Origin of the sequence: Hydrogenophaga taeniospiralis CCUG 15921, assembly GCF_001592305.1 — a bacterium.
In the GTDB taxonomy this organism is placed as follows: Bacteria; Pseudomonadota; Gammaproteobacteria; order Burkholderiales; family Burkholderiaceae_C; genus Hydrogenophaga; species Hydrogenophaga taeniospiralis.
This window is the reverse complement of record NZ_BCWR01000006.1, coordinates 190,353-213,544: the sequence shown is the minus strand read 5'-3', so window position 1 is coordinate 213,544 and position 23,192 is coordinate 190,353. Positions and strand designations below refer to the sequence as shown.

24 protein-coding genes are annotated in these 23,192 nt (G+C 68.0%); 16 read left to right on the top strand and 8 right to left on the bottom strand.

The annotated features are described in order from the left end of the window. Nucleotides 1-218 precede the first annotated feature (218 nt). Nucleotides 219-1,418, bottom strand: coding sequence for a threonine ammonia-lyase (locus HTA01S_RS10060; RefSeq protein ID WP_068170236.1), 1,200 nt, complete (start codon nt 1,416-1,418; stop codon nt 219-221). Nucleotides 1,419-1,594: 176 nt separating this feature from the next. Here HTA01S_RS10060 and HTA01S_RS10055 point away from each other — a divergent pair, with 176 nt between their 5' ends. From HTA01S_RS10055 to HTA01S_RS10040, 4 genes are all read left to right on the top strand, one after another. Next, nucleotides 1,595-3,988, top strand: a complete 2,394-nt coding sequence (locus tag HTA01S_RS10055; protein WP_407656101.1) for an ATP-binding protein — start codon at nt 1,595-1,597, stop codon at nt 3,986-3,988. Nucleotides 3,989-4,077: 89 nt separating this feature from the next. Continuing rightward, nucleotides 4,078-4,542: a MarR family winged helix-turn-helix transcriptional regulator gene (locus tag HTA01S_RS10050; RefSeq protein ID WP_068170233.1), complete on the top strand. Its 465-nt coding sequence runs from the start codon at nt 4,078-4,080 to the stop codon at nt 4,540-4,542. A gap of 83 nt (nt 4,543-4,625) precedes the next feature. After that, on the top strand, nt 4,626-5,681 hold the full coding sequence (locus tag HTA01S_RS10045; RefSeq protein ID WP_068170231.1) for an aromatic ring-hydroxylating oxygenase subunit alpha: 1,056 nt from the start codon (nt 4,626-4,628) through the stop codon (nt 5,679-5,681). 61 nt (nt 5,682-5,742) lie between these two features. Then, a complete protein-coding gene (locus tag HTA01S_RS10040; protein ID WP_068170227.1) occupies nt 5,743-6,714 on the top strand; it encodes a PDR/VanB family oxidoreductase in 972 nt (323 codons plus the stop codon). A 67-nt stretch (nt 6,715-6,781) separates the two neighbouring features. Here the strand turns inward: HTA01S_RS10040 and HTA01S_RS10035 are convergent, their stop codons facing one another. The 3 genes from HTA01S_RS10035 to HTA01S_RS10025 all read right to left on the bottom strand — a co-directional run bounded on the left by HTA01S_RS10035 (nt 6,782) and on the right by HTA01S_RS10025 (nt 9,647). Next, nucleotides 6,782-7,135, bottom strand: a complete 354-nt coding sequence (locus tag HTA01S_RS10035; RefSeq protein ID WP_157572046.1) for a hypothetical protein — start codon at nt 7,133-7,135, stop codon at nt 6,782-6,784. Nucleotides 7,136-7,323: 188 nt separating this feature from the next. Beyond that, a complete protein-coding gene (gene recQ / locus HTA01S_RS10030; RefSeq protein ID WP_407656100.1) occupies nt 7,324-9,231 on the bottom strand; it encodes a DNA helicase RecQ in 1,908 nt (635 codons plus the stop codon). Continuing rightward, nucleotides 9,228-9,647 (bottom strand): rhodanese-like domain-containing protein, encoded by a 420-nt coding sequence (locus HTA01S_RS10025; protein WP_084235999.1) that lies wholly within the window; start codon nt 9,645-9,647, stop codon nt 9,228-9,230. Before HTA01S_RS10025 ends, recQ begins: the two co-directional genes overlap by 4 nt. Nucleotides 9,648-9,811: 164 nt before the next feature. Here HTA01S_RS10025 and HTA01S_RS10020 point away from each other — a divergent pair, with 164 nt between their 5' ends. Genes HTA01S_RS10020 through HTA01S_RS10005 form a run of 4 tightly spaced genes read left to right on the top strand, consistent with a single transcriptional unit; the run spans nt 9,812 to nt 12,846 of the window. After that, entirely contained in the window at nt 9,812-10,099 is a 288-nt protein-coding gene (locus HTA01S_RS10020) for a hypothetical protein (protein WP_068170221.1), read from the top strand. A 9-nt stretch (nt 10,100-10,108) separates the two neighbouring features. Beyond that, complete coding sequence (locus HTA01S_RS10015; protein ID WP_068170218.1) at nt 10,109-11,368, top strand: ferric reductase-like transmembrane domain-containing protein; 1,260 nt, start codon at nt 10,109-10,111, stop codon at nt 11,366-11,368. Nucleotides 11,369-11,374: 6 nt separating this feature from the next. Then, complete coding sequence (locus HTA01S_RS10010) at nt 11,375-11,737, top strand: cytochrome b5 domain-containing protein (protein ID WP_245638051.1); 363 nt, start codon at nt 11,375-11,377, stop codon at nt 11,735-11,737. Nucleotides 11,738-11,796: 59 nt separating this feature from the next. Further along, nucleotides 11,797-12,846 (top strand): homocysteine S-methyltransferase family protein, encoded by a 1,050-nt coding sequence (locus HTA01S_RS10005; protein WP_068170213.1) that lies wholly within the window; start codon nt 11,797-11,799, stop codon nt 12,844-12,846. Nucleotide 12,847: 1 nt separating this feature from the next. On the opposite strand, the gene HTA01S_RS10000 is transcribed toward HTA01S_RS10005, so the two are convergent. Next, entirely contained in the window at nt 12,848-13,147 is a 300-nt protein-coding gene (locus tag HTA01S_RS10000) for a hypothetical protein (protein ID WP_068170207.1), read from the bottom strand. 396 nt (nt 13,148-13,543) lie between these two features. Between HTA01S_RS10000 and HTA01S_RS09995 the strand changes: the two genes are divergently transcribed. Then, nucleotides 13,544-14,494, top strand: coding sequence for a TerC family protein (locus HTA01S_RS09995; protein ID WP_068170202.1), 951 nt, complete (start codon nt 13,544-13,546; stop codon nt 14,492-14,494). 25 nt (nt 14,495-14,519) lie between these two features. On the opposite strand, the gene HTA01S_RS09990 is transcribed toward HTA01S_RS09995, so the two are convergent. Beyond that, a complete protein-coding gene (locus HTA01S_RS09990) occupies nt 14,520-15,131 on the bottom strand; it encodes a cyclic nucleotide-binding domain-containing protein (protein ID WP_068170199.1) in 612 nt (203 codons plus the stop codon). 113 nt (nt 15,132-15,244) lie between these two features. Between HTA01S_RS09990 and HTA01S_RS09985 the strand changes: the two genes are divergently transcribed. From HTA01S_RS09985 to HTA01S_RS09955, 7 genes are all read left to right on the top strand, one after another. After that, on the top strand, nt 15,245-16,447 hold the full coding sequence (locus HTA01S_RS09985; RefSeq protein WP_068170197.1) for a sensor histidine kinase: 1,203 nt from the start codon (nt 15,245-15,247) through the stop codon (nt 16,445-16,447). Between the two features lie 61 nt (nt 16,448-16,508). Next, nucleotides 16,509-17,192 (top strand): response regulator transcription factor, encoded by a 684-nt coding sequence (locus HTA01S_RS09980; protein ID WP_068170194.1) that lies wholly within the window; start codon nt 16,509-16,511, stop codon nt 17,190-17,192. Between the two features lie 146 nt (nt 17,193-17,338). Continuing rightward, on the top strand, nt 17,339-18,742 hold the full coding sequence (locus HTA01S_RS09975) for a CmpA/NrtA family ABC transporter substrate-binding protein (protein WP_068170192.1): 1,404 nt from the start codon (nt 17,339-17,341) through the stop codon (nt 18,740-18,742). A gap of 1 nt (nt 18,743) precedes the next feature. Then, nucleotides 18,744-19,607 (top strand): nitrate ABC transporter permease, encoded by an 864-nt coding sequence (gene ntrB / locus HTA01S_RS09970; RefSeq protein ID WP_068170190.1) that lies wholly within the window; start codon nt 18,744-18,746, stop codon nt 19,605-19,607. Next, nucleotides 19,597-20,478, top strand: a complete 882-nt coding sequence (locus HTA01S_RS09965; RefSeq protein WP_068170187.1) for an ABC transporter ATP-binding protein — start codon at nt 19,597-19,599, stop codon at nt 20,476-20,478. Before ntrB ends, HTA01S_RS09965 begins: the two co-directional genes overlap by 11 nt. A gap of 33 nt (nt 20,479-20,511) precedes the next feature. Next, the gene (cynS, locus tag HTA01S_RS09960) at nt 20,512-20,955 is read left to right on the top strand and encodes a cyanase (RefSeq protein WP_068170181.1); all 444 of its coding nucleotides are present in this window, start codon (nt 20,512-20,514) and stop codon (nt 20,953-20,955) included. Beyond that, nucleotides 20,955-21,422, top strand: coding sequence for a nuclear transport factor 2 family protein (locus HTA01S_RS09955; RefSeq protein ID WP_068170177.1), 468 nt, complete (start codon nt 20,955-20,957; stop codon nt 21,420-21,422). The genes cynS and HTA01S_RS09955 overlap by 1 nt, the downstream gene beginning before the upstream one ends. Nucleotides 21,423-21,428: 6 nt before the next feature. Here the strand turns inward: HTA01S_RS09955 and HTA01S_RS09950 are convergent, their stop codons facing one another. Next, a complete protein-coding gene (locus tag HTA01S_RS09950; protein ID WP_068170174.1) occupies nt 21,429-22,298 on the bottom strand; it encodes a pirin family protein in 870 nt (289 codons plus the stop codon). A gap of 23 nt (nt 22,299-22,321) precedes the next feature. Beyond that, nucleotides 22,322-23,182, bottom strand: coding sequence for a pirin family protein (locus HTA01S_RS09945; protein ID WP_068170170.1), 861 nt, complete (start codon nt 23,180-23,182; stop codon nt 22,322-22,324). Nucleotides 23,183-23,192 lie beyond the last annotated feature (10 nt).

The following is a 23,192-nucleotide window of genomic DNA, read 5'->3' as shown; positions in this document are numbered from 1 at the left end:
CTCCTCCGTTGGTTGACCACTGTCGGGCACCCATGATGCAAGTGAGCAAGGCCCAGCGTCAACCTCTGGAGGGCGGCTCCACATCTCGTTACACGATCGGCGGCGGATGTGGAGCACCGATGGCGACGGACGCACGAACCGCGAAGCGCTGGCCGCCGATGGCCGGTGCGGCATCGCTTCTGGTGATGTTCAATTCCGCTTGTCTGGGGGCCGCTGCGTCAGACCAGCGCCGCCTCGAAGCCGTGCGCCTGCAACTGCCGGATCACCTCGGCGATGTGCTCGCGCCCGCGGGTCTGCAGCACCAGTTCAACCGCCACGTTCTGAGCCGCCAGCAGGGTGAAGGCGCGCTGGTGGTGCACCTCGTCGATGTTGGCGCCGGCCTCGGCCACGATGGCGGTGATGCGCGCCAGGTTGCCCGGCACGTCGCGTGCATTGACCTGGATGCGCGCGAGCCGGCCGGCGCGCACCATGCCACGTTCGATGATGGAGGCCAGCAGCAGCGGGTCGATGTTGCCGCCGCTGAGCACCAGGCCCACCTTCTTGCCCGCGAAGCGTTGCGGGTGTTTGAGGAGCGCGGCCAGTCCGGCCGAACCCGCGCCCTCGACCAGGGTCTTTTCAATTTCGAGCAGCATCACGATTGCCTGCTCGATGTCGCCCTCGTCGACCAGCAGCAGGTCGTCCACCTGGTTCCGCACGATGGCCTGGGTGATCTGGCCGGGTGAGGCCACGGCGATGCCCTCGGCGATCGTGCTCACGCCCATGGGCAGGTGCGTGCCCTTGATGGCGTTGTACATGGAGGGGAAACGTTCGGTCTGCACGCCGATGACCTCGATGCCGGGCCGGATCGCCTTGGCGGCCGTGGCCATGCCCGCGATCAGCCCGCCGCCGCCGATCGCCACCACCAGGCAGTCCAGATCGGGCTGCACGCGCAGCATCTCCAGCGCCACCGTGCCCTGGCCGGCGATGATGGCCTCGTCGTCGTAGGGGTGCACGAACACCAGGCCCTCGTTGGCGGAGAGCTCCCGGGCGTGGGCGCGGGCTTCGTCGAGCGTGTCGCCGTGCAGCACCACCTCGGCGCCGAAGCCGCGCGTGCGCTCGACCTTCACGCCGGGCGTGAAGCGGGGCATGACGATGACCGCGCGCAGGCCCAGGCGCTGCGCGTGGTAGGCCACGCCCTGGGCGTGGTTGCCCGCGCTCATGGCGACCACGCCGCGCGCGCGCTCCTCGGGCGTCAGCTGCACGAGCTTGTTGCAGGCGCCGCGTTCCTTGAACGAGGCGGTGTACTGCAGGTTCTCGAACTTGAGGAACACCTGACAGCCGGTGAGCTGCGAAAGGGTGCGCGATTCGACGCAGGGGGTGTCCAGCACCTGCCCGGTCAGCCGTTGCGCGGCGGCTTCAATATCGTGTCGTTCCAGCATGGGGCGATTGTGGCCTGTCGTTAGCACTAAATGGCTTTGGGGAAAGCCCGATAAATTGCACGAACGCGCTCCATCACGCTCTTCCATGAAAGATCAAGCTGGGTTATGGTCCGCTTGAATGCCGGGGGTCCCCGGTATCGCATCGCTGGAATGGAACGCCGTCTGGAGGTGACCGGATGAACAAACGCACGGGGGAGCACGCGGCGCCGATGGTGCGCGGCGTGCCCGACGCCCGCGAAGGGCGCGTGTTCGTGCCGCATGGCTTGCGCCAGGCGCCGGTGCTCGACCTCATGTGTTCGCATTTCGTGCTCACCCTGGCCGCGCGCCAGGGACCGCGCTTCAACGTGCGCCGCGACCTCAACACCCTGCTGTCGCTGGCGGGGCGGCACCTGGTCTGGCCGCTGACCGTGCTGGCGCGCCTGCGCGAGTTCCTGGAACGCCGCTGCAAGGACAATGAGCTCTGGAGCGGGCACGACCGCCTGGCCATGGGCGCGTTCATGGAGCGCTACGGCGTCTGGCGCGGCCCCTACGAAGAGGGCACGCTGTTCTTCTACCTCGACGAATACGCCAAGGAGTCGCCCAAGGACCTGCTGGCGGTGCTCGCCGTGACCGGTGACTGGCTGAGCCAGTCGCTCAAGAAACAGTCCACCCTGGTGGAAAAGAACATCGACGCCCTGGCCGGCCTGCTGCAGCTCAACCGCGCCGAGCGCGCGCTGCTGCTGTATGGCACGCTGGCGCGCTACCAGCGCGACCTGCGCTCCATCCTGGTCGAGTTCAAGGTGAACAACGCACCCGAGGCCTATGCGGCCATTGCCGACGTGGCCGGCGTGAAAGCCAGCGAAGTCGGCGAGGCGCTGCGCGCGGGCTCGCGGCTGGAGCGCATCGGCATGGTGGAAAACCTGATCTCCGAGCACAACATCACCGACCTGGCCGACCTCATGAAGGTCAGCGAGAAGCTGCCCCCGGTGCTGATGCGCGAGTACCGCACGCAAAGCGAGCTCATGGCGGTGTTCACCCGGCCGGCCGCGCGCTCGGCGCTCAGCGAAAAGGACTTCGAATTCGTGGGCGAGGACGTGCGCCTGCTCTCGGGCCTGCTGCGCGAGGCCGTGGCGCGCAAGGAGCCGGGCGTCAACGTCCTGCTCTACGGGCCGCCCGGCACCGGCAAGACCGAGCTGGCGCGCGTGGTGGCGCAGGCCGCCGGGCTGGAGCTGTTCGAGGTGGAGTACGCCGACCGCGACGGCAACGCGCTCTCGGGCCGCGACCGCTACCGCTCGCTGCAGATCGCCCAGGTGTTCCTCAAGGGCACGGCGCACTCGGCGCTGCTGTTCGACGAGGTGGAAGACGTGTTCCCGCCCATCTCCAGCGAGGCGGCGCAGCTCATGGCGCGCGCCGAACACGTGAGCGCGCCCCACACCGGCAGCGTCAGCGGCAAGGCCTGGGTGAACCAGATCCTGGAGACCAACGCCGTGCCCACGCTGTGGGTCACCAACCGCATCGAGCAGATCGACCCGGCGTTCCGCCGCCGCTTCGCCTACCACCTGGAGCTCAAGAGCCCGCCGCCCGGCGCACGCGAACAGCTGGTGCGCAAGACGCTGGAAGACGTGCCGGTGTCCGACGCCCTGGTGGGCCGGCTCGCCGAGCGCAAGGGCCTCACGCCCGCGCAGATCCGCACCGCGGTGCGCTTCGCCCAGCTGGCGGTGCACCCGGCCAAGGCGGCGGCCCGGCGTTTGGCCAAAGCCCCGGCGAAAGGCGCGGGCCCGGCCCTGCTCGACGACCTGATCGAGCGCCAGCTCAAGAATGCCGACCTCGCGCTGGGCCGCGCCCCCGATACGGTGCAGCGCCCCAGCGTGACGCAGTACAGCCTGGACATGCTCAACGTCGAGTCGCGCTACGAGCCCGCGCGCATCATCGGCGCGCTCAAGGCGCGGGGCCATGGTTGCCTGTGTTTCCACGGCGCGCCCGGCACCGGCAAGACCGCTCTGGCCGAGTACATCGCCCAGCAGCTGGAGCGCCCGCTCATGATCCGCCGCGCCAGCGATCTGGTGAGCAAGTTCGTGGGCGAGACCGAGCAGCAGATGGCCGCGATGTTCCGCGAAGCCGAGGCCGAAAAAGCTGTGCTGCTGCTCGACGAGGCCGACAGCTTCCTGCAGGACCGCCGCGGCGCCCAGCGCACCTACGAGGTGACCGAGGTCAACGAGATGCTGCAGGGCATGGAGCGCTTCGCGGGTGTTTTCATCTGCACCACCAACCTGATGGACAGCATCGATCAGGCGGCGCTGCGGCGCTTCACTTTCAAGATCCGCTTCAAGCCGCTCACCGCGGCGCAGCGCGAGACCATGTTCGTGGTCGAAGCGCTGGGGGGCGATGCGTCGCGGCTGGACGCGGCGCTGGCCGCGCGGCTGGCCCGGCTCGACCAGCTCTGCCCGGGCGATTTCGCGGCCGTCAAACGCCAGATGGAGATCCTGGCGGCCGAGCTTGGCGCGGACGAGTTCATGGCCCAGCTCGAAGCCGAGCACCGCATCAAACCCGAGGTGCGGGAGGCGCGTGGCATCGGCTTCCTCGACAGCTGATACGGACTCGCCATCCAGGCGACAACAGGGGTGCCGCGCAGCGCGCGGTTTATAGTCCGCCGACCCGTTTCGACCCGCCCGCCCTCGCCATGAATGCCAGAACACCCACCGAGGTCATCGAACTCTTCAACGAGCCCGGTCACCTGATGCGCCGCGCGCACCAGATCGCGGTGTCCACCTTTCACGAAACGCACGGGCGCCAGATCACGCCCGTGCAATACGCCATCCTGCGCGCCCTGCAGGACGAGCCGGGTATCGACCAGGTCACGCTGGCGCAGCGCGTGGCCCTCGACACCTCCACCACCGCCGACATCGCCGCGCGCCTCGAAGGCAAGGGCTGGATCGTGCGCGAGCTGATGGCGCGGCGCCAGCGCCGCCTGCTGCTCACGCCCGAGGGCCAGGCGGTGCTCGACGCCATGCTGCCCAAGGTCAACCCCATGTACAGCCAGTTGCTGGGCTCGCTCACGCCGGGTGAACAGGCCGAATTCCTGCGCCTGCTGCGCAAGTTCGTGCAGCTCAACGACCCGACGGACGGCGACACCGCTCAGGGTTAACCCGAGCCCGGATCGCTTGTGTCCGCGGCCATTCATTCAGTACAATGAATCACATTCAGCATACTGAACAAGGAGACACCCTCATGTTCCCGAAAAACACCTGGTACGTGGCCTGCACGCCCGACGAGATCGACGTGAAGCCGCTGGGCCGCACCATCTGCAACGAGCGCATCGCGTTCTACCGCGTGGCCGCCAACGAAGTGGCGGCGGTGGAAGACTTCTGCCCGCACCGGGGCGCGCCGCTCTCGCTGGGCTATGTCAGCGAAGGCAAGCTGGTCTGCGGCTACCACGGCCTGGAAATGGGCTGCAACGGCAAGACCGTGGCCATGCCCGGCCAGCGCGTGGGCGGCTTCCCGGCCATCAAGAGCTACCCGGTGCAGGAGCGCTACGGCTTCATCTGGGTCTGGCCCGGCGACGCCGCGCTCGCCGACCCGGCCCTGATCCCCCACATGGCCTGGTACGACAACCCCGAGTGGGCCTATGGCGGTGGTCTGTACCACGTCAAGGCCGACTACCGGCTGATGGTCGACAACCTGATGGACCTGACGCACGAGACCTATGTGCACTCCACCAGCATCGGCCAGAAAGAAATCGACGAGACGCCGTGCAAGACCGTGGTCGAGGGCGACACCGTGATCACCAGCCGCTACATGGAAAACATCATGGCGCCGCCGTTCTGGAAGATGGCCCTGCGCGCCAACCACTTGGCCGACGACGTGCCGGTGGACCGCTGGCAGATCTGCCGCTTCACGCCGCCCAGCCACGTGATGATCGAAGTGGGCGTGGCCCACGCCGGCCACGGTGGCTACAACGCGCCCAAGGAGCACAAGGTCTACAGCGTGGTGGTGGACTTCATCACGCCCGAGACCGACACCTCGATGCACTACTTCTGGGGCATGGCGCGCCAGTTCAACCCGCAGGACAAGGCGCTCACCGCGCAGATCCGCGAGGGGCAGGGCAAGATCTTCGCGGAAGACCTGGAGATGCTGGAGCGCCAGCAGGCCAACCTGCTGACCTGGCCGCAGCGCGGGCTGCTCAAGCTCAACATCGACGCCGGTGGCGTGCAGTCGCGCCGCGTGATCGACCGGGTGATCGCGGCCGAACGGGAGGGCGCCGCGCCAGCGGCGCAAACCCCATGAGCACCGCCCGGCCGATCCGAAGGCGCTCAGCCCCGCAGTGCGCAGCGCGGAGGGTAGTCCAGTGACCACTTCCGGCGACACGCTCGCGGTGCGCGTGGCGCGCAAGCGCCAGGAAGCCCAGGACATCTGCAGCCTCGAACTCGAGCACCCCCAGGGCCAGCCCCTGCCGGCGTTCACCGCGGGCGCGCACCTCGACGTGCACCTGCCCGGCGGGCTGGTGCGTCAGTACTCGCTGTGCAACGCGCCGGGCCAGACGCAGCGCTACCAGATCGCGGTGCTGCGCGACGCCCAGTCGCGCGGTGGCTCGCAGGCCGTGCACGCGGCCGTGCACGAGGGCGACGTGCTGACCATCAGCGCGCCGAAGAACCACTTCCCGCTGGCCCCCCAGGCGCAGCGGCATTTGCTGCTGGCCGGCGGCATCGGCGTCACCCCCATGCTGGCCATGGCCGAGGCCCTGAGCGCGCAGGGTGCGGCCTTCGAACTGCACTACTGCACCCGCTCGCGCGAGCGCACCGCGTTCGTCGAGCGCCTGGGCGCGGCGGCCTATGCCAGCCGGGTGCGGCTGCACCACGACGATGGCGACGCCGCGCAGAAGCTGGACATCCCGGCCCTGCTGGGCACCTGCGACGCCGGCACCCACCTCTATGTGTGCGGGCCGCAAGGTTTCATGGACGCGGTGCTGGGCGCGGCGCGCGCCGGGGGCTGGCCCGAGGAGCGCCTGCACTACGAGTTCTTCGGCGCCGCGCCCGTGGCGAGCGACCAGGACGCCGCCTTTGACATCGAAATCGCCAGCAGCGGGCGGGTGATCCCGGTGCGGGCCGACACCACCGCCCTGCAGGCCCTGCTCGACGCCGGTCTGGACATTCCCATGTCCTGCGAGCAGGGCGTGTGCGGCACCTGCCTCACGCGGGTCAAGAGCGGGCAGCCCGACCACCGCGACCACTACCTCACCCCCGAAGAACAGGCCGCCAACGACCAGTTCCTGCCCTGCTGTTCCCGCGCACGCAGCGCCCGGCTGGTGCTGGATCTCTAGGGCCAAAAAAAACCGCCCGGAAAACCGGGCGGCGGGAGACTCACGAAGGCCGGGGCGGTGCGCCGGCTCAGTGCATCAGCGCCATGGGCCCCGACGGCAGCTCTTCCGGCGAATGGTCCGGGTGGTGGCCCACGAAAAAGCGCAGCTTCTGGTCGAGGCGGGCCACGCGCTCGTTCGCCACGAACTCGCAGTGGTGCTTGGAGATCAGGTTGAACAGCTTGCCGCGCAGGAACCACAGGTCCTTGGGGTTCTCGCACGAGATCAGCGCGGCGTGCAGTCGGGTGCGCATCGGGTCCTGGATGTCCGCCATCGCATCGTGAAACTCGTCCACGAGAAAGTCCATTTCGAGCACTTGCGTGTCGTGGTACTTCTCGTCGCGTCGGGCCTTGTGGCTGTTGAACCAGGGCAGTTTGAAAAACATGGTGGGCTCCATCGCAGGGTGTTCGGTTGCCCGACGTGATATTTCCGGGCTCACCGTAAACATCGGCAAACGGCGCCCCGCCTTGAGCTCGCGCTGCCCGAAAACACGGCCGCGCCCGACGAGTGGTCGGGTCGCTTCCCGGGCTTCAGACGATGGTTGACACAACGGCCGCTGCGGGCCGTTGCCGCTCAATCGAAAGCACTCACCACCCGCAGCACGTCCGCGCCGTAGGCTTCGCGCTTTTTCTGGCCCAGACCGGCAATGCCGTCCAGATCGGCCAGCGTGCGGGGCTTCTGTGCGGCGATGGCGCGCAGCGTGCTGTCGTGGAAGATCACGAAGGCCGGCAGGTTGTGTTCGCGCGCCACCTCGCCACGCCAGGCCTTGAGCGCGTCCAGGCAGTCGCGTTCGGACAGGCTGAGCGGCTGGCCGTCCGGCGCCCGCGCGGTCTGGCTGGCGCGCCCGCTCTTGCTGCGCGACGAGGCCTTCTTCTCGCTCAGCTGGCGCAGCCAGACCTGGCTCTCGCCCTTGAGGATGGCGCGCGCCGCGTCGGCCAGGTGCAGGGTGTTGAAGTGGGCCGAGTCCACGTGGATGGCCTCGCGCGCGATCAGCTGACGCATCAGCGCGCGCCACTGCGTCTCGCTCAGGTCGGCGCCGATGCCGAAGGTGCTGAGCTTGTCGTGGCCGTACTGCGTGACCTTCTCCGTCACCTTGCCGCGCAGGATATCCATGAGGTGGCCGGCGCCAAACGCCATGCCGCTGGACTGCTGCACGCGGTAGATGCACGAGAGCAGCTTGCGCGCGGACTCGGTGGCGTCGTCCAGCGCGGGCGGTGAAATGCAGTTGTCGCAGTTGCCGCAGGGCGTGCTGGCTTCGCCGAAGTAGGACAGCAGGCGCATGCGCCGGCAGTCGCTGGCCTCGGCGAGTGTGAGCAGCGCGTCGAGCTTGCCGCGCAACACCTGCTTGAACTCGTCGGCCGCGGGGCTCTCGTCGATCATGCGGCGCTGGTTCACCACGTCCTGCAGGCCATAGACCATCCAGGCGTTGGCGGCCTCGCCGTCGCGCCCGGCGCGGCCGGTTTCCTGGTAGTAGCCCTCGATGTTCTTGGGCATGTCCAGGTGGGCCACGAAGCGCACGTCGGGCTTATCGATGCCCATGCCGAAGGCGATGGTGGCCACCATGATCAGGCCCTCTTCGCGCAGGAAACGGTCCTGGTGGCGTTGCCGCAGGGCCGCGTCCAGGCCGGCGTGGTAGGGCAGGGCGTTGAAGCCCGCGTCGTTCAGCATGCCCGCCACTTCCTCCACCCGCTTGCGCGACTGGCAGTAGACGATGCCCGCGTCGTGCCCCTGCGCGCCGGTGTGTTCGTCGCGGATGAAGCGCATCAGTTGCGCAGAGCCGTCCTTCTTCTCGACGATGGTGTAGCGGATGTTGGGTCGGTCGAAGCTGCTGACGAAGCGGCGCGCGTCCTGCAGCTGCAGGTGCGTCACGATGTCTTCGCGCGTCAGGTCGTCGGCGGTGGCGGTGAGCGCCACGCGGGGCACGCCGGCGAAGCGCTCGTGCAGCACCACCAGCGCGCGGTACTCGGGCCGGAAGTCGTGGCCCCACTGGCTCACGCAGTGCGCCTCGTCGATGGCGAACAGGCTGAGCTTGCCGCGCTCGTGCAGCGAATCGAGCAGCGCCAGGAAGCGCGGCGTGGTCAGGCGTTCGGGCGCGGCGTAGAGCAGGGTCAGCTCGCCACGCAGCATCTGCTTTTCGATCTGCTGGGCCTGCTCGCCCGTGAGGCTGGAGTTGAGGAAGGCGGCGGACACGCCGGCCTCGATCAAGGCGCCCACCTGGTCGTGCATCAGCGCGATCAGCGGCGAGACCACCACCGTGAGCCCGTGGCCGGCGCGCGCGCGCGCGATCGCCGGAATCTGGTAACACAGCGACTTGCCGCCGCCCGTGGGCATGAGCACCAGCGCGTCGCCGCCCTCGCTCACGTGGCGCACGATGTCGGCCTGCGGGCCCCGGAAGGCGTCGTAGCCAAACACCTCCTGCAGCACACCGGCGCAGGCTTCGAGGGTTTCGCCGTCGGGAGAAATGTCGATCAGCCCGTTCACATCTGTTCCCAGGGCAGGCCGTCGTACCGCCAGCCGTTCAGGCTGGAGCGCTTGAAAGCGTCGTTCAGGTCACCCTCGAAGCCGTGCACCACGTGCGACACGTCGTTGAAGCCGGCCGCTTCCAGCGCGGCGCCCGCGTCCTGTGTGCGCTTGCCGCTGCGGCAGATCAGCAGGATCGGCCGGTCCTTGGCGCCCGCTTCGGCCTGCACGGCGGCGGCGAAGCGCACCGGGTCGGGTGTGAGGTCGGGGTATTCGTACCAGGGAATGTTCTCCACGCCGGGCGGGCGGCCCACGTAAAGCGACTCGATCTCCATGCGCACGTCCAGGAACAGCGGCGGTTCCTGGCCCAGCGCGGTGCGGCGCTCGGTCTCGGCTTGCAGCCAGGCCCAGGCTTCCTTCGGGAGCAGGTGTTTCATAGGCGGCTATTGTCGGGCATGCTCCGTGCGCCATCCCCGGGGCCTACCGGGTGGAAGCGGATCGGCCGCGGAGCCGGAACCCGGGCGGCATCTGCCGTCTTCTTGCGCCGCGTCAAGATCAGAATCCAGGCGTCTGCGATGCTGGCTTCGTTGAAAGTGGAACCATGCGCCCGCTCTTCTTCCTGCTCCTGATCTGTGTCGGCACGGCCAGCGCCGCCGGGCCGTGGCGTGCGAGCGAGCGCAACACCCGTGGGTGGGCGCTCATGACCCCCAAAGAACGGCTCGAACACCAGGCCACGGTGCGCGCCTTCACGAACCTCGCCGAGTGCCGCGCCTACCAGTTGCGCCACCACGCGCAGATGGAGGCCCGGGCCCGCGCCAGCGGACAGGCGCTGCAGCCGGGCCGCCGCGATATCTGCGAACACCTGCGCCCGCCGGCTGCCCAACCCTAAGGCCCACCGATGCGCAGCCCGGTTCGCCCTTCCTCCCTGTGGAACCCCCTGATCGGGGTGGCGGTGGTCGGCACGCTGGTGTTCTGGGCCTTTCCGTCCGATGTACCGCCGCTGCGCGCTGGCGGCATCGTCTCGGGTTGGGTGGGCTGTGGCCTGTTGCTCACCAGCCTGCTGCTCATGGTTCGCGAACCGTGGCTGGCGCGGTGGCTGGGTGGCCTGGAGCCCATGTACCGCTGGCACCACCGGCTGGGCGTCTGGGCCTACCTGGCGCTGCTGGTGCACCCGCTGGCCCTGGCGGCGAGCGCCTGGGGCGAATCGCCCGCGCTGGCGTGGGCCACGCTCGCGCCGTGGCAACAGGGTTGGCCGGTCTGGTCGGGGTGGGTTTCGCTGCTGTGCCTGATGGCCGGCCTGCTGATCGCGCTGTGGCCTCGCCTGTCGTACGCCGCCTGGCGCAAGCTGCACCACCTGCTCTCGCTGTCCGTCGTCGTGGGCGCCGCGCATCTGGTGCTGCTGGGGCTGGACGGCGTGCTGCTGGCGGTGCCGGCGCTGGTACTGGCGCTGCTGCTGTGGCGGGTGTTCCGTGCCGACCAGGGGCTGGGTGCGCAGCCCTACGTGGTGCAGGGCGTCGAACACCTCTCGCCGGCGACCGTCGAGGTGACGCTCCAGCCATTAGCCCGTCCCTTGGGCGCACAGCCCGGGCAGTTCGTGTTGGCCGCCTTTTTGGCCGGCCCGCGCTTCCAGGGCTGCGGCGAATACCACCCCTTCACCATCAGCGCCATGGGCGCCGACGGCCGCATGGTGCTGGGCATCAAAGCCCTGGGCGACTGCACCCAGCAGCTGCAGCAGGCCCAGCCCGGCACCGAAGCCCGCGTGCAGGGGCCGTTTGGCCGCTTCCTGGCCGAAGGCGCTGGGCCCAGCCTGTGGCTGGCGGGGGGCATCGGCATCACGCCATTTGTCGCCGCGCTGCGCAACGGCCCCCTGGCGCACCCGGTGCACCTGATCTACCTGCACCGCGACCACGCGGGCGCGCCCTACGCGGCCGAGCTTGCCGCGCTGGCCACGGCGCAGCCCCTGCTACGCCTGCAGGTCGTCGACACCGGCGACACGGCGCCGGATCTCGGCCAGCTCTTGCCCGATGCGGGCGAGCTGCGCGGGCGGCATTGCCACCTGTGCGGCCCCCCCGGCCTGCTGGAGGCGGCCGTCCAGCGGTTGCGCGAGCGCGGCGTGGCCGCATCCCACATCCATTTCGAATGCTTTGACTTCAGGTGAATCATCATGCGCAAACTGGTTCTGGTGGCCACGGCTCTCTTCTGGCTCGCCGTCGCGGTGTTTGCCGCCACGGGCACGTCCACCGCGCCCGCGCCCGCCAAAACCCCCGTGGTGACCGAGAAGCGCTACACGCTCGCCGACGTGGCCCGGCATGCGGTGGAGACGGACTGCTGGATGGCCATCGACGGCTCGGTCTACGACCTCACCGCCTACCTGCCCGAGCACCCGACCCGGCCCAGCGTCATCGTGCCCTGGTGCGGCAAGGAAGCATCGGAGGCCTACAGGACCAAAACCAAGGGCCGGCCCCATTCGCCCGAGGCGACCCAGCTGCTCGCCACCTACCGCCTCGGCGCGCTGGCCGGGCCCTGACGCCACAGCCAAAGCCCGCAGGCCTCGTGGGTGCGCCGGTGCCTTCCTACAATCGGGGCATGAAAACGCCCGTCTACACCCGCGCCCAGGCGCTGCCCGCCATCCTCTCGCAACGCATCGCCATCCTCGACGGTGCCATGGGCACCATGATTCAGCGCTTCAAGCTGGGCGAGGCGCAGTACCGCGGCGAGCGTTTCAAGGACTTCCACAAGGACGTGAAGGGCAACAACGAGCTGCTGAGTCTGACGCGCCCGGACGTGATCCGCGACATCCACGAGGGCTACCTCGCCGCCGGCGCCGACATCATCGAAACCAACACCTTCGGCGCCACGACGATTGCGCAGGAAGACTACGACATGGCCTCGCTGGCGCGTGAGATGAACCTGGCCTCGGCCCGCATCGCCCGCGAAGCCTGCGACAAATTCAGCACACCCGACAAGCCCCGCTTCGTCGCCGGCGCCCTGGGCCCCACGCCCAAGACCGCCAGCATCAGCCCCGACGTGAACGACGCTGGCGCCCGCAACGTGACCTTCGAGCAGCTGCGCGCCGCGTACTACGAGCAGATGGAAGCGCTGGTGGAAGGTGGTGCCGACCTGCTGCTGGTCGAAACCATCTTCGACACGCTCAACGCCAAGGCCGCGCTGTTCGCCATCGACGAGTATTTCGAGAACAGCGGCGAACGCCTGCCCGTCATCATCAGCGGCACCGTGACCGACGCCTCGGGCCGCATCCTCAGCGGCCAGACCGTCACCGCCTTCTGGGCCAGTGTGCGCCACATCCAGCCGCTGGCCGTGGGCCTGAACTGCGCGCTCGGCGCCACGCTGATGCGCCCCTACATCCAGGAGCTGGCCAAGGTCGCGGGCGACACCTTCATCAGCTGCTACCCCAACGCCGGCCTGCCCAACCCCATGAGCGACACCGGCTTCGACGAAACGCCGGACGTGACCAGTCGCCTGCTGCGCGAGTTCGCCGCCGAGGGCCTGGTGAACATCGTGGGCGGCTGCTGCGGGACCACGCCGCAGCACATCGGGGCGATCCACGAGGCGGTGGCGAGCCAGACGCCGCGGGCGGTGGGGCGCAACGCAGGCTTCTACCGCGAAGCCGCCTGAGCTACATCAGGCGGGACCGGGTCGTGCCGGCAGCCCCGGAGGTCGGGGCCGCGTTCATGTAGACCATCAGGCAGCTGTCCCACTCCCCGTGCAGGGAGCGGCGTAGCCGCTCTGCCAGCGCCAGGCGCGCCGTGTCCGAGGCCAGGACCAGAACGCAGTTGGTATGGGGGGCCATCACGAAGCTGCGCTCGCGGTCGTCGCTGGACGCAAACTCGAACATGCCGACCGATTGCCGTTGCTCCAGTGCCGCGAGCAGGTCTTCGGTTTCCCGGCGGTTCCAGAGATCGACCTCTGCAGCCATTCGTCCGTGCTGTTGGTGAACATCATCTGACGCCTCCTTTTCCGTGGGTGGGTCTCTGGCTGTATCGCCCGGGGCGCAGGGGAATGAAGCGGCAAGTTGTCAGCAATCGAAACCGGATGTGACGGGCAACCACTTTCTGCTTTTTCCAGAAGAACCTTCCCGGTGACGGACTTTGGCCGGGCCTGCACAATCGCGGCTTCCCATCAAGGGGAGTAACCAGCCCGCCACCGGACGCACAGCCCGGCCCCGGCGGGTGGGGTTTCCGTCAGTACGCGGCCCGATCCAGCTGGAAACGGCCGCCGGATACCCCGGGTCGGGCGCCATGCCCGGCTTCGGCCAGACCTTGGAGGGTGTTTGTTCATCAACACCGTCCGTTCTGAAAAGGTCTTGTCATCCATGGAAACCATCGCGCCCCTGTGGCTCTGGCTGGTGTTCGTCGGCTTCGTGCTGGCGGCGCTGTTCGTCGATTTCGTCGTGCTCAAGAAGCAGGGCGCCCACGCCGTGGGCATCCAGGAAGCGGTCAACTGGTCGCTGATCTGGGTGGGCCTGAGCTTTCTGTTCAACGGCCTGCTCTGGTGGGCGGTGAAGGACGGCACGGGCTCGACCGCGCTGGCGAATGAAAAGTCGCTGGAGTTCCTGACCGGCTATCTGATCGAGAAGAGCCTGGCGGTGGACAACATCTTTGTCTTCCTGCTGATCTTCAGCTACTTCGCCGTGCCCGCGGCCTACCAGAAGCGGGTGCTGATGATCGGCATCGTGGGCGCCATCGTGCTGCGCACGGTGATGATCCTGGTGGGCGGCTGGCTGCTGGCGCAGTTCCACTGGCTGCTCTACCTGTTCGGCGCTTTCCTGGTGCTCACGGGCGTGAAGATGTGGCTGGCCGCCGGCCAGGAGCCCGACCTGGGCGACAACCCTGCCTTGAAGCTGCTGCGCCGGGTGTTGCCGGTGAGCCAGCGGTACGACGGCGAGAAGTTCTGGACGCTGGAGAACGGCCGCAGGATCGCCACGCCGCTGCTGATGGTGATCGCGCTCGTGGGCCTCACCGACGTGATCTTCGCGGTGGACTCCATTCCCGCCATCTTCGCCATCACCAAAGACCCGTTCATCGTGCTGACCAGCAATGTGTTCGCCATCCTGGGCCTGCGCGCGATGTTCTTCCTGCTGCAGGCGGCGGCCAGCCGCTTCCACCTGCTGAACTACGGGCTGGCGGTGATCCTGGTCTTCATCGGCAGCAAGATGCTGCTGATCGACGTCTTCAAGATCCCGGTGGCGGTGTCGCTCGGTGTGGTGCTGGGCATCCTGGCGATCACCATGGTCTGGAGCCACAAGACGGCGCCGAACACCTGAGGCCCAGCGCAGGCCCTGGCGTGGATCAGTCCTCCGGCAGGAGCCGGTCGATTTCCTCTTGCATGGCCTGCACCATCTGGATGTAGAGCCGGAGCTTGTCGCCACTTTCGCGCAGGCGCTCGCTCAGGCGCTGGGCCACGGCGGTCATGAGCTTGGCGCCGGTGGCGGGCTGTTCCCGGATGAGGGTTTCGAGCGCGTCGCGCGTGAGCACGGCGCAGCGAACGTCGGTGCTGGCGGTGCACGAGGCGGAGCGCGCGGCGCCGTCGACCAGCGCCATTTCGCCGATCAGGCTGCCCGGCCCCAGCACCCGCAGCGTCACCGCCTCGGTGCGGCTGACCGAGATCGACTCCACCGTCACCTCGCCGTCAAGCACCAGCACCATGAAGCCGGTGTCTCGGGCGTCGCCCTGGTGGATGAAGGTGGTGCCGTTGTGAAAAAGGCGCGGGCGCATGAAGCCCACCACCGTCAGGGCCTCGGCTTCGCTGAGCTGCATCAGCGCCGTGGGGGCGCGCAGCATGTGCGCGGCCTCGTGCGCGATGTCCGACCCCGCCACGATCGCCTGCCGCTCTTCGGGCAGCCGCGATTCGGGGGCGTCGAACTTGCGACGGGCAGCAAACAGTTTGTCGAACAGGGCCATGGGGAGCGGCGGTGGGGCCGCGAAGAGGAAAGGCGCCAAAGCGCAAAGGCGCCTATTGTGAACGCCTCGCGGCCGCTGCGCACGTGTGGCACATCGATTGCTAGGTCTTCGCCATGACCGTCGATGCCCCCTTCCTGCACCAGCGCCCGGTCGCCGCCGACGCCTGGCGCGACCCGCTGGCCCTGCTGCTGGCGTCCACCGGCGAGGGCATCTACGGCGTGGACCTGGACGGCGCCTGTGTCTTCATCAACGAAGCGGGCGCGCGCATGATCGGCTACGAACCCCAGGAGCTGCTGGGGCGCAACATGCACGAGCTGACCCACCACTCGCGCGCCGGGGGCGGCCACTACCCCGAGGCCGAGTGCCCGATCTTCAACGCCTTTCGCCAGGGCCTGCCCTGCCGCATCGACAGCGAGGTGTTCTGGCGCCGCGACGGCACGGCCTTTCCGGTGGAGTACTCCAGCCACCCCATCGTGGAAGACGGGCGGGTGCGCGGCGCGGTGATCACCTTCGTCGACATCACCGAGCGCAAGCGCGCGGCCGACGCGCTGCGGCGCGCCAAGGACGAGCTGGAAGAGCGTGTGCGCGAGCGCACCGGCGCGCTGGAGACCGCGCTGCGCCAGGTGCGCGAGCTCGCGGCCTGGTCCGAAACCGTGCGCGAGGACGAGCGCACGCGCATCGCGCGCGAGGTGCACGACGAACTCGGCAGCCTGCTGGTGGCGCTGAAGATGGACGTGAACTGGATGGACAAGCGCCTGTCCGAGCAGCAGCAGCGCAGCGCCGACGCGGCCGAAGACATGCGAAGCCGCATGCGTTGCAAGTGCCAGAACATGAGCCGCCTGATCGAGAACGCGGTGGACAACGTGGGTCGCATCATCACCGATCTGCGCCCCAGCATCCTGGACCACCAGGGCCTGTGGGCGGCGCTGGAGTGGCAGGCGCAGGAGTTCGTGGCCTCGGCCGAGCTGGCGCTGGACTGGCGCATGGCGGTGGACGAAAGCCTGGAGCTGCCCGAGCCGCTGGCCATGGCGGTGTTCCGCATCTTCCAGGAAATGCTCAGCAATGTGGGGCGCCACGCGCGGGCGCGGCACCTGGGCGTGGCCATCGCGCTGAGCGGCGCGGAACTGAGCCTGGCGGTGCAGGACGACGGCGTGGGCGCGCCCGCCCAGGCCTTCGAGGCGGCCAACGCCTACGGCGTGATGGGCATGCGCGAGCGCGCGCGGCACTTCGGCGGCCGCATCGACATCCACAGCGCACCAGGGCGGGGCACGCGCATGTGCCTCACGCTCGCGCTGCCCACACAAGACACGCCATGAACACCGCACCGGGCCGTCCCAGGCCAGATCGAACCGCGGCACACCACACGAAGGCCACCGAATGAACGCAGAACCCGCCGTGATCGTCGACACCATCCGTGTGCTGATCGGCGACGACCACCGCATCGTGCGCGAAGGCCTCAAGCAGGTGCTGGCCGAGGCGCCCGATGTGCTGGTGGTGTCCGAGGCGCAGAGCGGCCCCGAGGTGCTGAGCCAGGTGGCCGCGCTGCGGGGGCGCGACGGGCTCGACCTGGTGCTGCTCGACATCGCCATGCCCGGGCTGGACGGGCTGGACGTGCTGCAGGCGCTCAAGCGCGAGCACCCCAGGCTGCCGGTGCTCATGCTCAGCACCTACCCCGAGAAGCAGTACGCGGTGCGCTGCATCCGCCTGGGCGCCTCGGGCTACCTCAACAAAAGCGCCGACCCCGACGACATGCTCGCCGCGGTGCGCAAGGTGGCCGCGGGCGGGGTGTTCCTCACGCAGGCCACGGCCGAAGCCCTGGCCGCCGCCGTGGGCCAGACCGGCGCCCAGGCCGGGCCCGAAGCCCTGTCGCACCGCGAGCACCAGGTCTACCGCCTGCTCACCCAGGGCCAGACCGTGAGCGAAATTGGTGCGCAGCTGGGGCTGGCGCCCAACACGGTGAGCACTTACCGTGCGCGCATCCTGGAAAAGACCGGCACCAAGAACGACGTGGAGCTCGCGCTGTACGCCGAGCGCCACGCGCGCGCGCCCAGAACGCCCTGAAACGGCCCCCCGTGTAGGGCTGGCCCTACACGGGGTCGGTGCGGCGTCTGCGAAATGCGGCAAGGGCCCGCCATCGGCCCCGCCTGGCATGCGTTCTGGCCCGTCGCTTGCAATGCACACCCCGTCATCAACTCACGAGGTGCGCCATGTCCGAATTCTTCGATCCCTACAACGCCGACCGTCCGCTCATGATGAAGTGCAGCTGCGGGCGCGACCACACCGTGGCCGACCACCACGCCGAGGTCGCGGCCGACAGCGCGGCCACCGAGCTGCGCCGCCGCAGCGAGAGCGCCGAGTTCGAGGCCTACAGCAATCAGTTCATCGAAGCCACGCTCGTGAAGGCGCTGTTTCCGCACGACGAGCAGCGCCGCCTGTTCCTGCGCGCGGTCGGCAAGGGCACCGCCATGGCGGCGATTGCCAGCGTGCTGCCGGTGGCGAGCCTGCAGGCCATGGCGCAGGACAAGGGCGCGCTGGAAAAAACCAGCCTCAAGATCGGCTTCATCCCGATCACCTGCGCCACGCCGCTGATCATGGCGCACCCGCTGGGCTTCTACGAGAAGCAGGGCCTCAAGGTTGAAGTCACCAAGACGGCGGGCTGGGCGTTGATCCGCGACAAGGTGATCAACAAGGAATACGACGCCTCGCACTTCCTTTCCCCCATGCCGCTGGCCATGAGCATGGGCCTGGGCTCCAGCGCCATACCCACCAACGTGGCGACGATCCAGAACATCAATGGCCAGGCCATCACGATGTCGATCCGCCACAAGGACAACCGCGATCCGAAGAACTGGAAGGGCATGAAGTTCGGCATCCCGTTCGATTACTCGATGCACAACTTCCTGCTGCGCTACTTCCTGGCCGAGCACGGCATCAACCCCGACACCGACGTGCAGCTGCGCGTGATCGCGCCACCCGAGATGGTGGCCAACCTGCGCGCCGGCAACATCGACGGCTTCCTCGGCCCCGACCCTTTCAACCAGCGCGCGGTCTACGAAGAGGTCGGCTACCTGCACACGCTCACCAAAGACCTGTGGCACGGCCACCCCTGCTGCGCCTTTGGCACCACGACCGAGTTCATCCAGAAGAACCCGAACACTTTCGCCGCGCTCTACCGCGCCGTGCTCACCGCTGCGGCCATGGCGCGCCAGCCGAAGAACCGCGAACTCATCGCCAAGGTGATCGCGCCTGCGCAGTACCTGAACCAGCCCGAGATCGTGGTCAGGCAGGTGCTCACCGGCACCTACGCCGACGGCCTGGGCAAGATCCAGAAGGTGCCCGACCGCGCCGACTTCGACCCCATGCCCTGGCAGAGCATGGCCGTGTGGATGCTCACGCAGATGCAGCGCTGGGGCTACGTGAAGGGCGACGTCGACTACAAGGCGATCGCCGAGAAGGTGTTCCTGATCACCGACGCGCGCAAGCACATGAAGGACCTGGGGCACGAGTTCAAGGCCGGCCCGACCTACACCAAGCACCAGATCATGGGCAAGGAGTTCGATCCTGCCAAGGCCTCGGCGTACGCCAAGAGCTTCGCGATCTCGAAAGCCTGACATGAAACGCATCAGCCTCAACGCACGCGCGGCGGTGGTCTCGCTGCTGCTGCTGGTCTGCTTTCTCGGCGTCTGGGAGCTGGCGACCAGCGGCCCGTCGGTCGGTGCTTCGTCGGCCGGCATGACGGCCGAAGAGATCGAATACCTGCAGATGATGGGCAAGGACCCGGGCGCCGAAAAGACCGCCGGTGTGCCGGGGCCGCTGGCCGTGGCGCAGGCGAGCTGGGTGCACCTGTCCGACCCGTTCTACGACAAGGGCCCGAACGACAAGGGCATCGGCATCCAGCTCGGGCATTCGCTGGCGCGCGTGGCGGCGGGCTACCTGCTGGCCATGGTGGTGGCGATCCCGCTGGGCTTCCTGATCGGCATGTCGCCGCTGATGCGCAAGGCGCTCGACCCCTTCGTGCAGGTGTTGAAGCCCATCAGCCCGCTGGCCTGGATGCCGCTGGCGCTCTACGCGCTGAAAGACTCCGACGTGAGCGGCATCTTCGTCATCTTCATCTGCTCGATCTGGCCGATGCTGATCAACACCGCCTTCGGCGTGGCGGCGGTCAAGCGCGACTGGCTCAACGTGGCCAGCACGCTGGAAGTGAACCCGCTGCGCAAGGCCTTCCAGGTGATCCTGCCGGCCGCGGCGCCCACCATCCTGACGGGCATGCGCATCAGCATGGGCATCGCCTGGCTGGTGATCGTGGCGGCCGAGATGCTGGTGGGTGGCACGGGCATCGGCTACTTCGTGTGGAACGAGTGGAACAACCTCTCGCTGACCAACGTGATCTTTGCCGTGCTGGTGATCGGCGTGGTCGGCATGTTGCTCGACCTGATGTTTGCGCAACTGCAGAAGGCGGTGACCTATGTGGAGTGACACCAGCGTGCGTCAGAGCACGGCGCTCGCAGCCCACGCGGCCCCGGTGGCCGCTGCAACCGAAAAGGCCTCCCCGATGTCCGGTTTCCTCAAAGTCGAACAGCTCGCCAAGGCCTACCAGGCGGACAAGCCCGTGTTCGCCGATGTCTCCTTCGCCATCGACCAGGGCGAGTTCGTCTGCATCATCGGCCACAGCGGCTGCGGCAAGACCACCATCCTCAACGTGCTCGCGGGGCTCGACACCGCGACCAGCGGTAACTGTTTCATGGACGGTCGCGAGATCAGCGGCCCCAGCCTGGAGCGCGGCGTGGTGTTCCAGAGCCACGCGCTCATGCCCTGGCTCACGGTGCGGCAGAACATCGCCTTCGCCGTCAAGTCGCGCTGGCCCGAATGGAGCAAGGCGCAGATCAACCAGCAGGTCGAAAAACACGTGGCCATGGTGGGGCTGCTGCCCGCCATCGACAAGAAGCCGAGCCAGCTCTCGGGCGGCATGAAGCAGCGCGTGGGCATCGCGCGCGCGTTTGCCATCAGTCCCAAGATGCTGCTGCTCGACGAGCCCTTCGGCGCGCTGGACGCGCTCACACGCGGCACCATCCAGGACGAGCTGATGGCCATCGTGCGCGAGACACACCAGACCGTTTTCATGATCACGCACGACGTGGACGAAGCCATCCTTCTGGCCGACCGCATCCTGCTCATGACCAACGGCCAGGAGACCGAGCAGGGCTACCGCCCCGGTGGCATGGCCGAGGTGGTGGTCAACCCGCTGCCACGCAGCCGCACGCGGGCGCAGTTGCACCACCTGGACGGCTATTACGACCTCAGAAATCACATTGTTGATTTCCTCGTTTCCCGCGCAAAAGCGCACTGAACCTTTTCTTCATCACCACCAAGAGGCAACACCATGAGCCGACTCGACGTCACCGAAAAAATCATCTCCACCAAAGTCAGCAAAGGCCTGAGCTGGGCCGACGTGGCCAAGAAAGTGGGCCAGTCCAAGGAATGGACCACGGCCCTGTGCCTGGGCCAGATGACGGCCACGCCAGCCCAGGCCAAGGCGCTGGGCAAACTCTTCGGCCTGAGCGTGGAAGAGCAGAAGTGGCTGATGGTCGTGCCCTACAAAGGCTCGCTGCCCACCACCGTGCCCACCGACCCGCTGATCTACCGCTTCTACGAACTGGTCAACGTGTACGGCACCACCTTCAAGGAACTGATCCACGAAGAGTTCGGCGACGGCATCATGAGCGCGATCGATTTCAAGATGGACATGCAGCGCCAGGCCGACCCGAACGGTGACCGCGTGAACATCGTCATGTCGGGCAAGTTCCTCCCTTACAAGCAGTACTGATGGAACCGCGCCCACCGCTGCCGCCCTTCACCGCTGAGACCGCCGCGCAAAAGGTGCGCGGGGCCGAGGACGCGTGGAATTCACGCGACCCGGACCGGGTGGTCAAGGTCTACACCGAGGACACGCGCTGGCGCAACCGCGCGGAGTTCCCGGTGGGCCGGGCCGAGGTGCACGCGTTTCTGGTGCGCAAATGGTCCAAGGAACTGGACTACCGGCTCATCAAGGAACTGTGGGCCTTTGACGGTCACCGCATCGCGGTGCGCTTTGTCTACGAATGGCGCGACGATTCGGGGCAATGGTTCCGTTCGCACGGCAACGAGAACTGGCAGTTCAATCCGCTGGGCTATATGGAGCAACGCCACGCCAGCATCAACGACCGGCCGATCCCTGAAAGCGAGCGCCTGTTCCACTGGCCGCTGGGGCGGCGGCCCGACGACCATCCCGGGTTGACCGAGCTGGGTCTCTGAGCGGTCTTATCCCGGCAACGGAATCCACTCGTCCTTGTCGTCTGGTGGCAGCGGGATGCGGCCGGACGCCCAGTCGGCCTTGGCCTGTTCGATGCGCTCCTTGCGCGAGGACACGAAGTTCCAGAAGAGGTGGCGTTCGCCCAGCGGCTCGCCGCCGAAGAGCATCAGCGTGGCCGGCGTGCGCGCGGTGAGGACGGCGTCCGCGTCGTCGCCGAACACCAGCAGCTGGCCCGGTTGATAGAGTTCGCCCGCGTATTCGATTTCGCCTTTGGCCACGTACACCGCCTGCTCCTTGTGGCCGCCCGGCAGGGCCTTGCTGGCGCCGGCCTGCCACTCGGTGTGCAGGTAGAACAGCGGTGAATGCGTGCGCACCGGGCTGGTCTTGCCGTAGGCGCTGCCAGCCACCAGGCGCATCCACACACCCTCCGCTTCCATCACGGGCAAGGCGTCTGCGGCGTAGTGGGTGAAGGCGGGCTCGGTTTCTTCGTCGGCCTCGGGCAGCGCCACCCAGAGCTGCATCAGCTCCAGCCCGCCACCGGCGTAGGAGTCGGGGTGGGTGAAGCGCTCGCTGTGCGAGATGCCGCGCCCGGCCGTCATCCAGTTCACCTCGCCGGGTCGGATGATCTGCAGCGTGCCCAGGCTGTCGCGGTGTGTGATCTGTCCACTGAGCAAATAGCTCACTGTGGACAGGCCGATATGCGGGTGCGGGCGCACGTCGGCGGCGCGGTCGTACTGCGGTGGCAGCGGCACCGGGCCGGCGTGGTCCAGGAACACGAAGGGGCCGACGTTGCGGCGCTTCGCGAACGGCAGCACGCGCCGCACCTTGAGGCCATGACCGAGGTCGGCGGCGCGGGCATTGATCACCATTTCGAGCATCGTGTTCTCCGGTCTGTGGTTGCTCAGAGCCTGCCCATTCGTCCACTCTGGAAGTCGACGAAGGCTTGTTGAATTTCCTGCGGCGTGTTCATCACGAACGGCCCGTAACCCACCACGGGTTCGTCGATCGGTTCACCGGCCAGCCAGAGCAAGGTGGTGTCGGTCATCGCGGTGAGCGTCACGCCCTCACCCGCGTGCTCGTAGACGATCATCTCGGCGTCGGTGGCTTCGGCGCCGCCTTGCGTCTTCACCCGGCCCTTGAGCACCAGCGGCACGGTGGTGTGGCCTTCGGGCGCGGGCAGGGTCACGGTGTGGCCGGCCTTGATCCGCACATCCCAGACCTGCATGGGCGTGAAGGTTTTGGCCGGGGCTTTGGTGCCCATGAATTCACCGGCGATCAGGCGCACCGTGCCGGCGCCATCGGGCAAGTCCACCGTGGGCGTCTGCGCGGCGGTGATGCCCTGGTAGCCGGGCGCTGCCATCTTGTGGCGCGCGGGCAGGTTCACCCAGAGCTGCACCATCTGGAATGGCCCGCCGCTGCGGCCGTAGGCCTCGCTGTGGAACTCCTCGTGCACGATGCCGGCGGCGGCCGTCATCCACTGCACGTCGCCCGGGCCGATGGTGCCGCCCGCGCCGGTGGAGTCGCGGTGCGAGACCTCGCCGTCGTAGACGATGGTCACGGTCTCGAAACCGCGGTGCGGGTGGGCGCCGACGCCCCGGCGCTTCGTGGTTGGGTCGAAGGTGGTGGGGCCGCCGAAGTCGAGCATCAGAAAGGGCGAGAACGCGGCCGGGTTGTCGTTGTACGAAAAGATGCTGCGCACCGGAAAGCCGTCGCCGACCCAATGGCCGTGCGGGTTGCGCTGGATGTGGGACACGGATTTCATCGTGGGGTCT

Bases quoted from the DNA above. Each gene is read 5' to 3' on its own strand.
- HTA01S_RS10060 (WP_068170236.1), bottom strand. From the start codon at position 1,418: ATGCTGGAACGACACGATATTGAAGCCGCCGCGCAACGGCTGACCGGG.
- HTA01S_RS09985 (WP_068170197.1), top strand. From the start codon at position 15,245: ATGACCGTCGATGCCCCCTTCCTGCACCAGCGCCCGGTCGCCGCCGAC.
- HTA01S_RS09975 (WP_068170192.1), top strand. From the start codon at position 17,339: ATGTCCGAATTCTTCGATCCCTACAACGCCGACCGTCCGCTCATGATG.
- HTA01S_RS09990 (WP_068170199.1), bottom strand. From the start codon at position 15,131: ATGGCCCTGTTCGACAAACTGTTTGCTGCCCGTCGCAAGTTCGACGCC.
- HTA01S_RS10035 (WP_157572046.1), bottom strand. From the start codon at position 7,135: ATGTTTTTCAAACTGCCCTGGTTCAACAGCCACAAGGCCCGACGCGAC.
- HTA01S_RS09945 (WP_068170170.1), bottom strand. From the start codon at position 23,182: ATGAAATCCGTGTCCCACATCCAGCGCAACCCGCACGGCCATTGGGTC.
- HTA01S_RS10050 (WP_068170233.1), top strand. From the start codon at position 4,078: ATGAATGCCAGAACACCCACCGAGGTCATCGAACTCTTCAACGAGCCC.
- HTA01S_RS09995 (WP_068170202.1), top strand. From the start codon at position 13,544: ATGGAAACCATCGCGCCCCTGTGGCTCTGGCTGGTGTTCGTCGGCTTC.
- HTA01S_RS10045 (WP_068170231.1), top strand. From the start codon at position 4,626: ATGTTCCCGAAAAACACCTGGTACGTGGCCTGCACGCCCGACGAGATC.
- cynS (WP_068170181.1), top strand. From the start codon at position 20,512: ATGAGCCGACTCGACGTCACCGAAAAAATCATCTCCACCAAAGTCAGC.
- ntrB (WP_068170190.1), top strand. From the start codon at position 18,744: ATGAAACGCATCAGCCTCAACGCACGCGCGGCGGTGGTCTCGCTGCTG.
- HTA01S_RS10020 (WP_068170221.1), top strand. From the start codon at position 9,812: ATGCGCCCGCTCTTCTTCCTGCTCCTGATCTGTGTCGGCACGGCCAGC.
- HTA01S_RS10015 (WP_068170218.1), top strand. From the start codon at position 10,109: ATGCGCAGCCCGGTTCGCCCTTCCTCCCTGTGGAACCCCCTGATCGGG.
- HTA01S_RS09955 (WP_068170177.1), top strand. From the start codon at position 20,955: ATGGAACCGCGCCCACCGCTGCCGCCCTTCACCGCTGAGACCGCCGCG.
- HTA01S_RS10025 (WP_084235999.1), bottom strand. From the start codon at position 9,647: ATGAAACACCTGCTCCCGAAGGAAGCCTGGGCCTGGCTGCAAGCCGAG.
- HTA01S_RS10010 (WP_245638051.1), top strand. From the start codon at position 11,375: ATGCGCAAACTGGTTCTGGTGGCCACGGCTCTCTTCTGGCTCGCCGTC.
- HTA01S_RS09950 (WP_068170174.1), bottom strand. From the start codon at position 22,298: ATGCTCGAAATGGTGATCAATGCCCGCGCCGCCGACCTCGGTCATGGC.
- HTA01S_RS10055 (WP_407656101.1), top strand. From the start codon at position 1,595: ATGAACAAACGCACGGGGGAGCACGCGGCGCCGATGGTGCGCGGCGTG.
- HTA01S_RS10000 (WP_068170207.1), bottom strand. From the start codon at position 13,147: ATGGCTGCAGAGGTCGATCTCTGGAACCGCCGGGAAACCGAAGACCTG.
- HTA01S_RS09965 (WP_068170187.1), top strand. From the start codon at position 19,597: ATGTGGAGTGACACCAGCGTGCGTCAGAGCACGGCGCTCGCAGCCCAC.
- HTA01S_RS10005 (WP_068170213.1), top strand. From the start codon at position 11,797: ATGAAAACGCCCGTCTACACCCGCGCCCAGGCGCTGCCCGCCATCCTC.
- HTA01S_RS09980 (WP_068170194.1), top strand. From the start codon at position 16,509: ATGAACGCAGAACCCGCCGTGATCGTCGACACCATCCGTGTGCTGATC.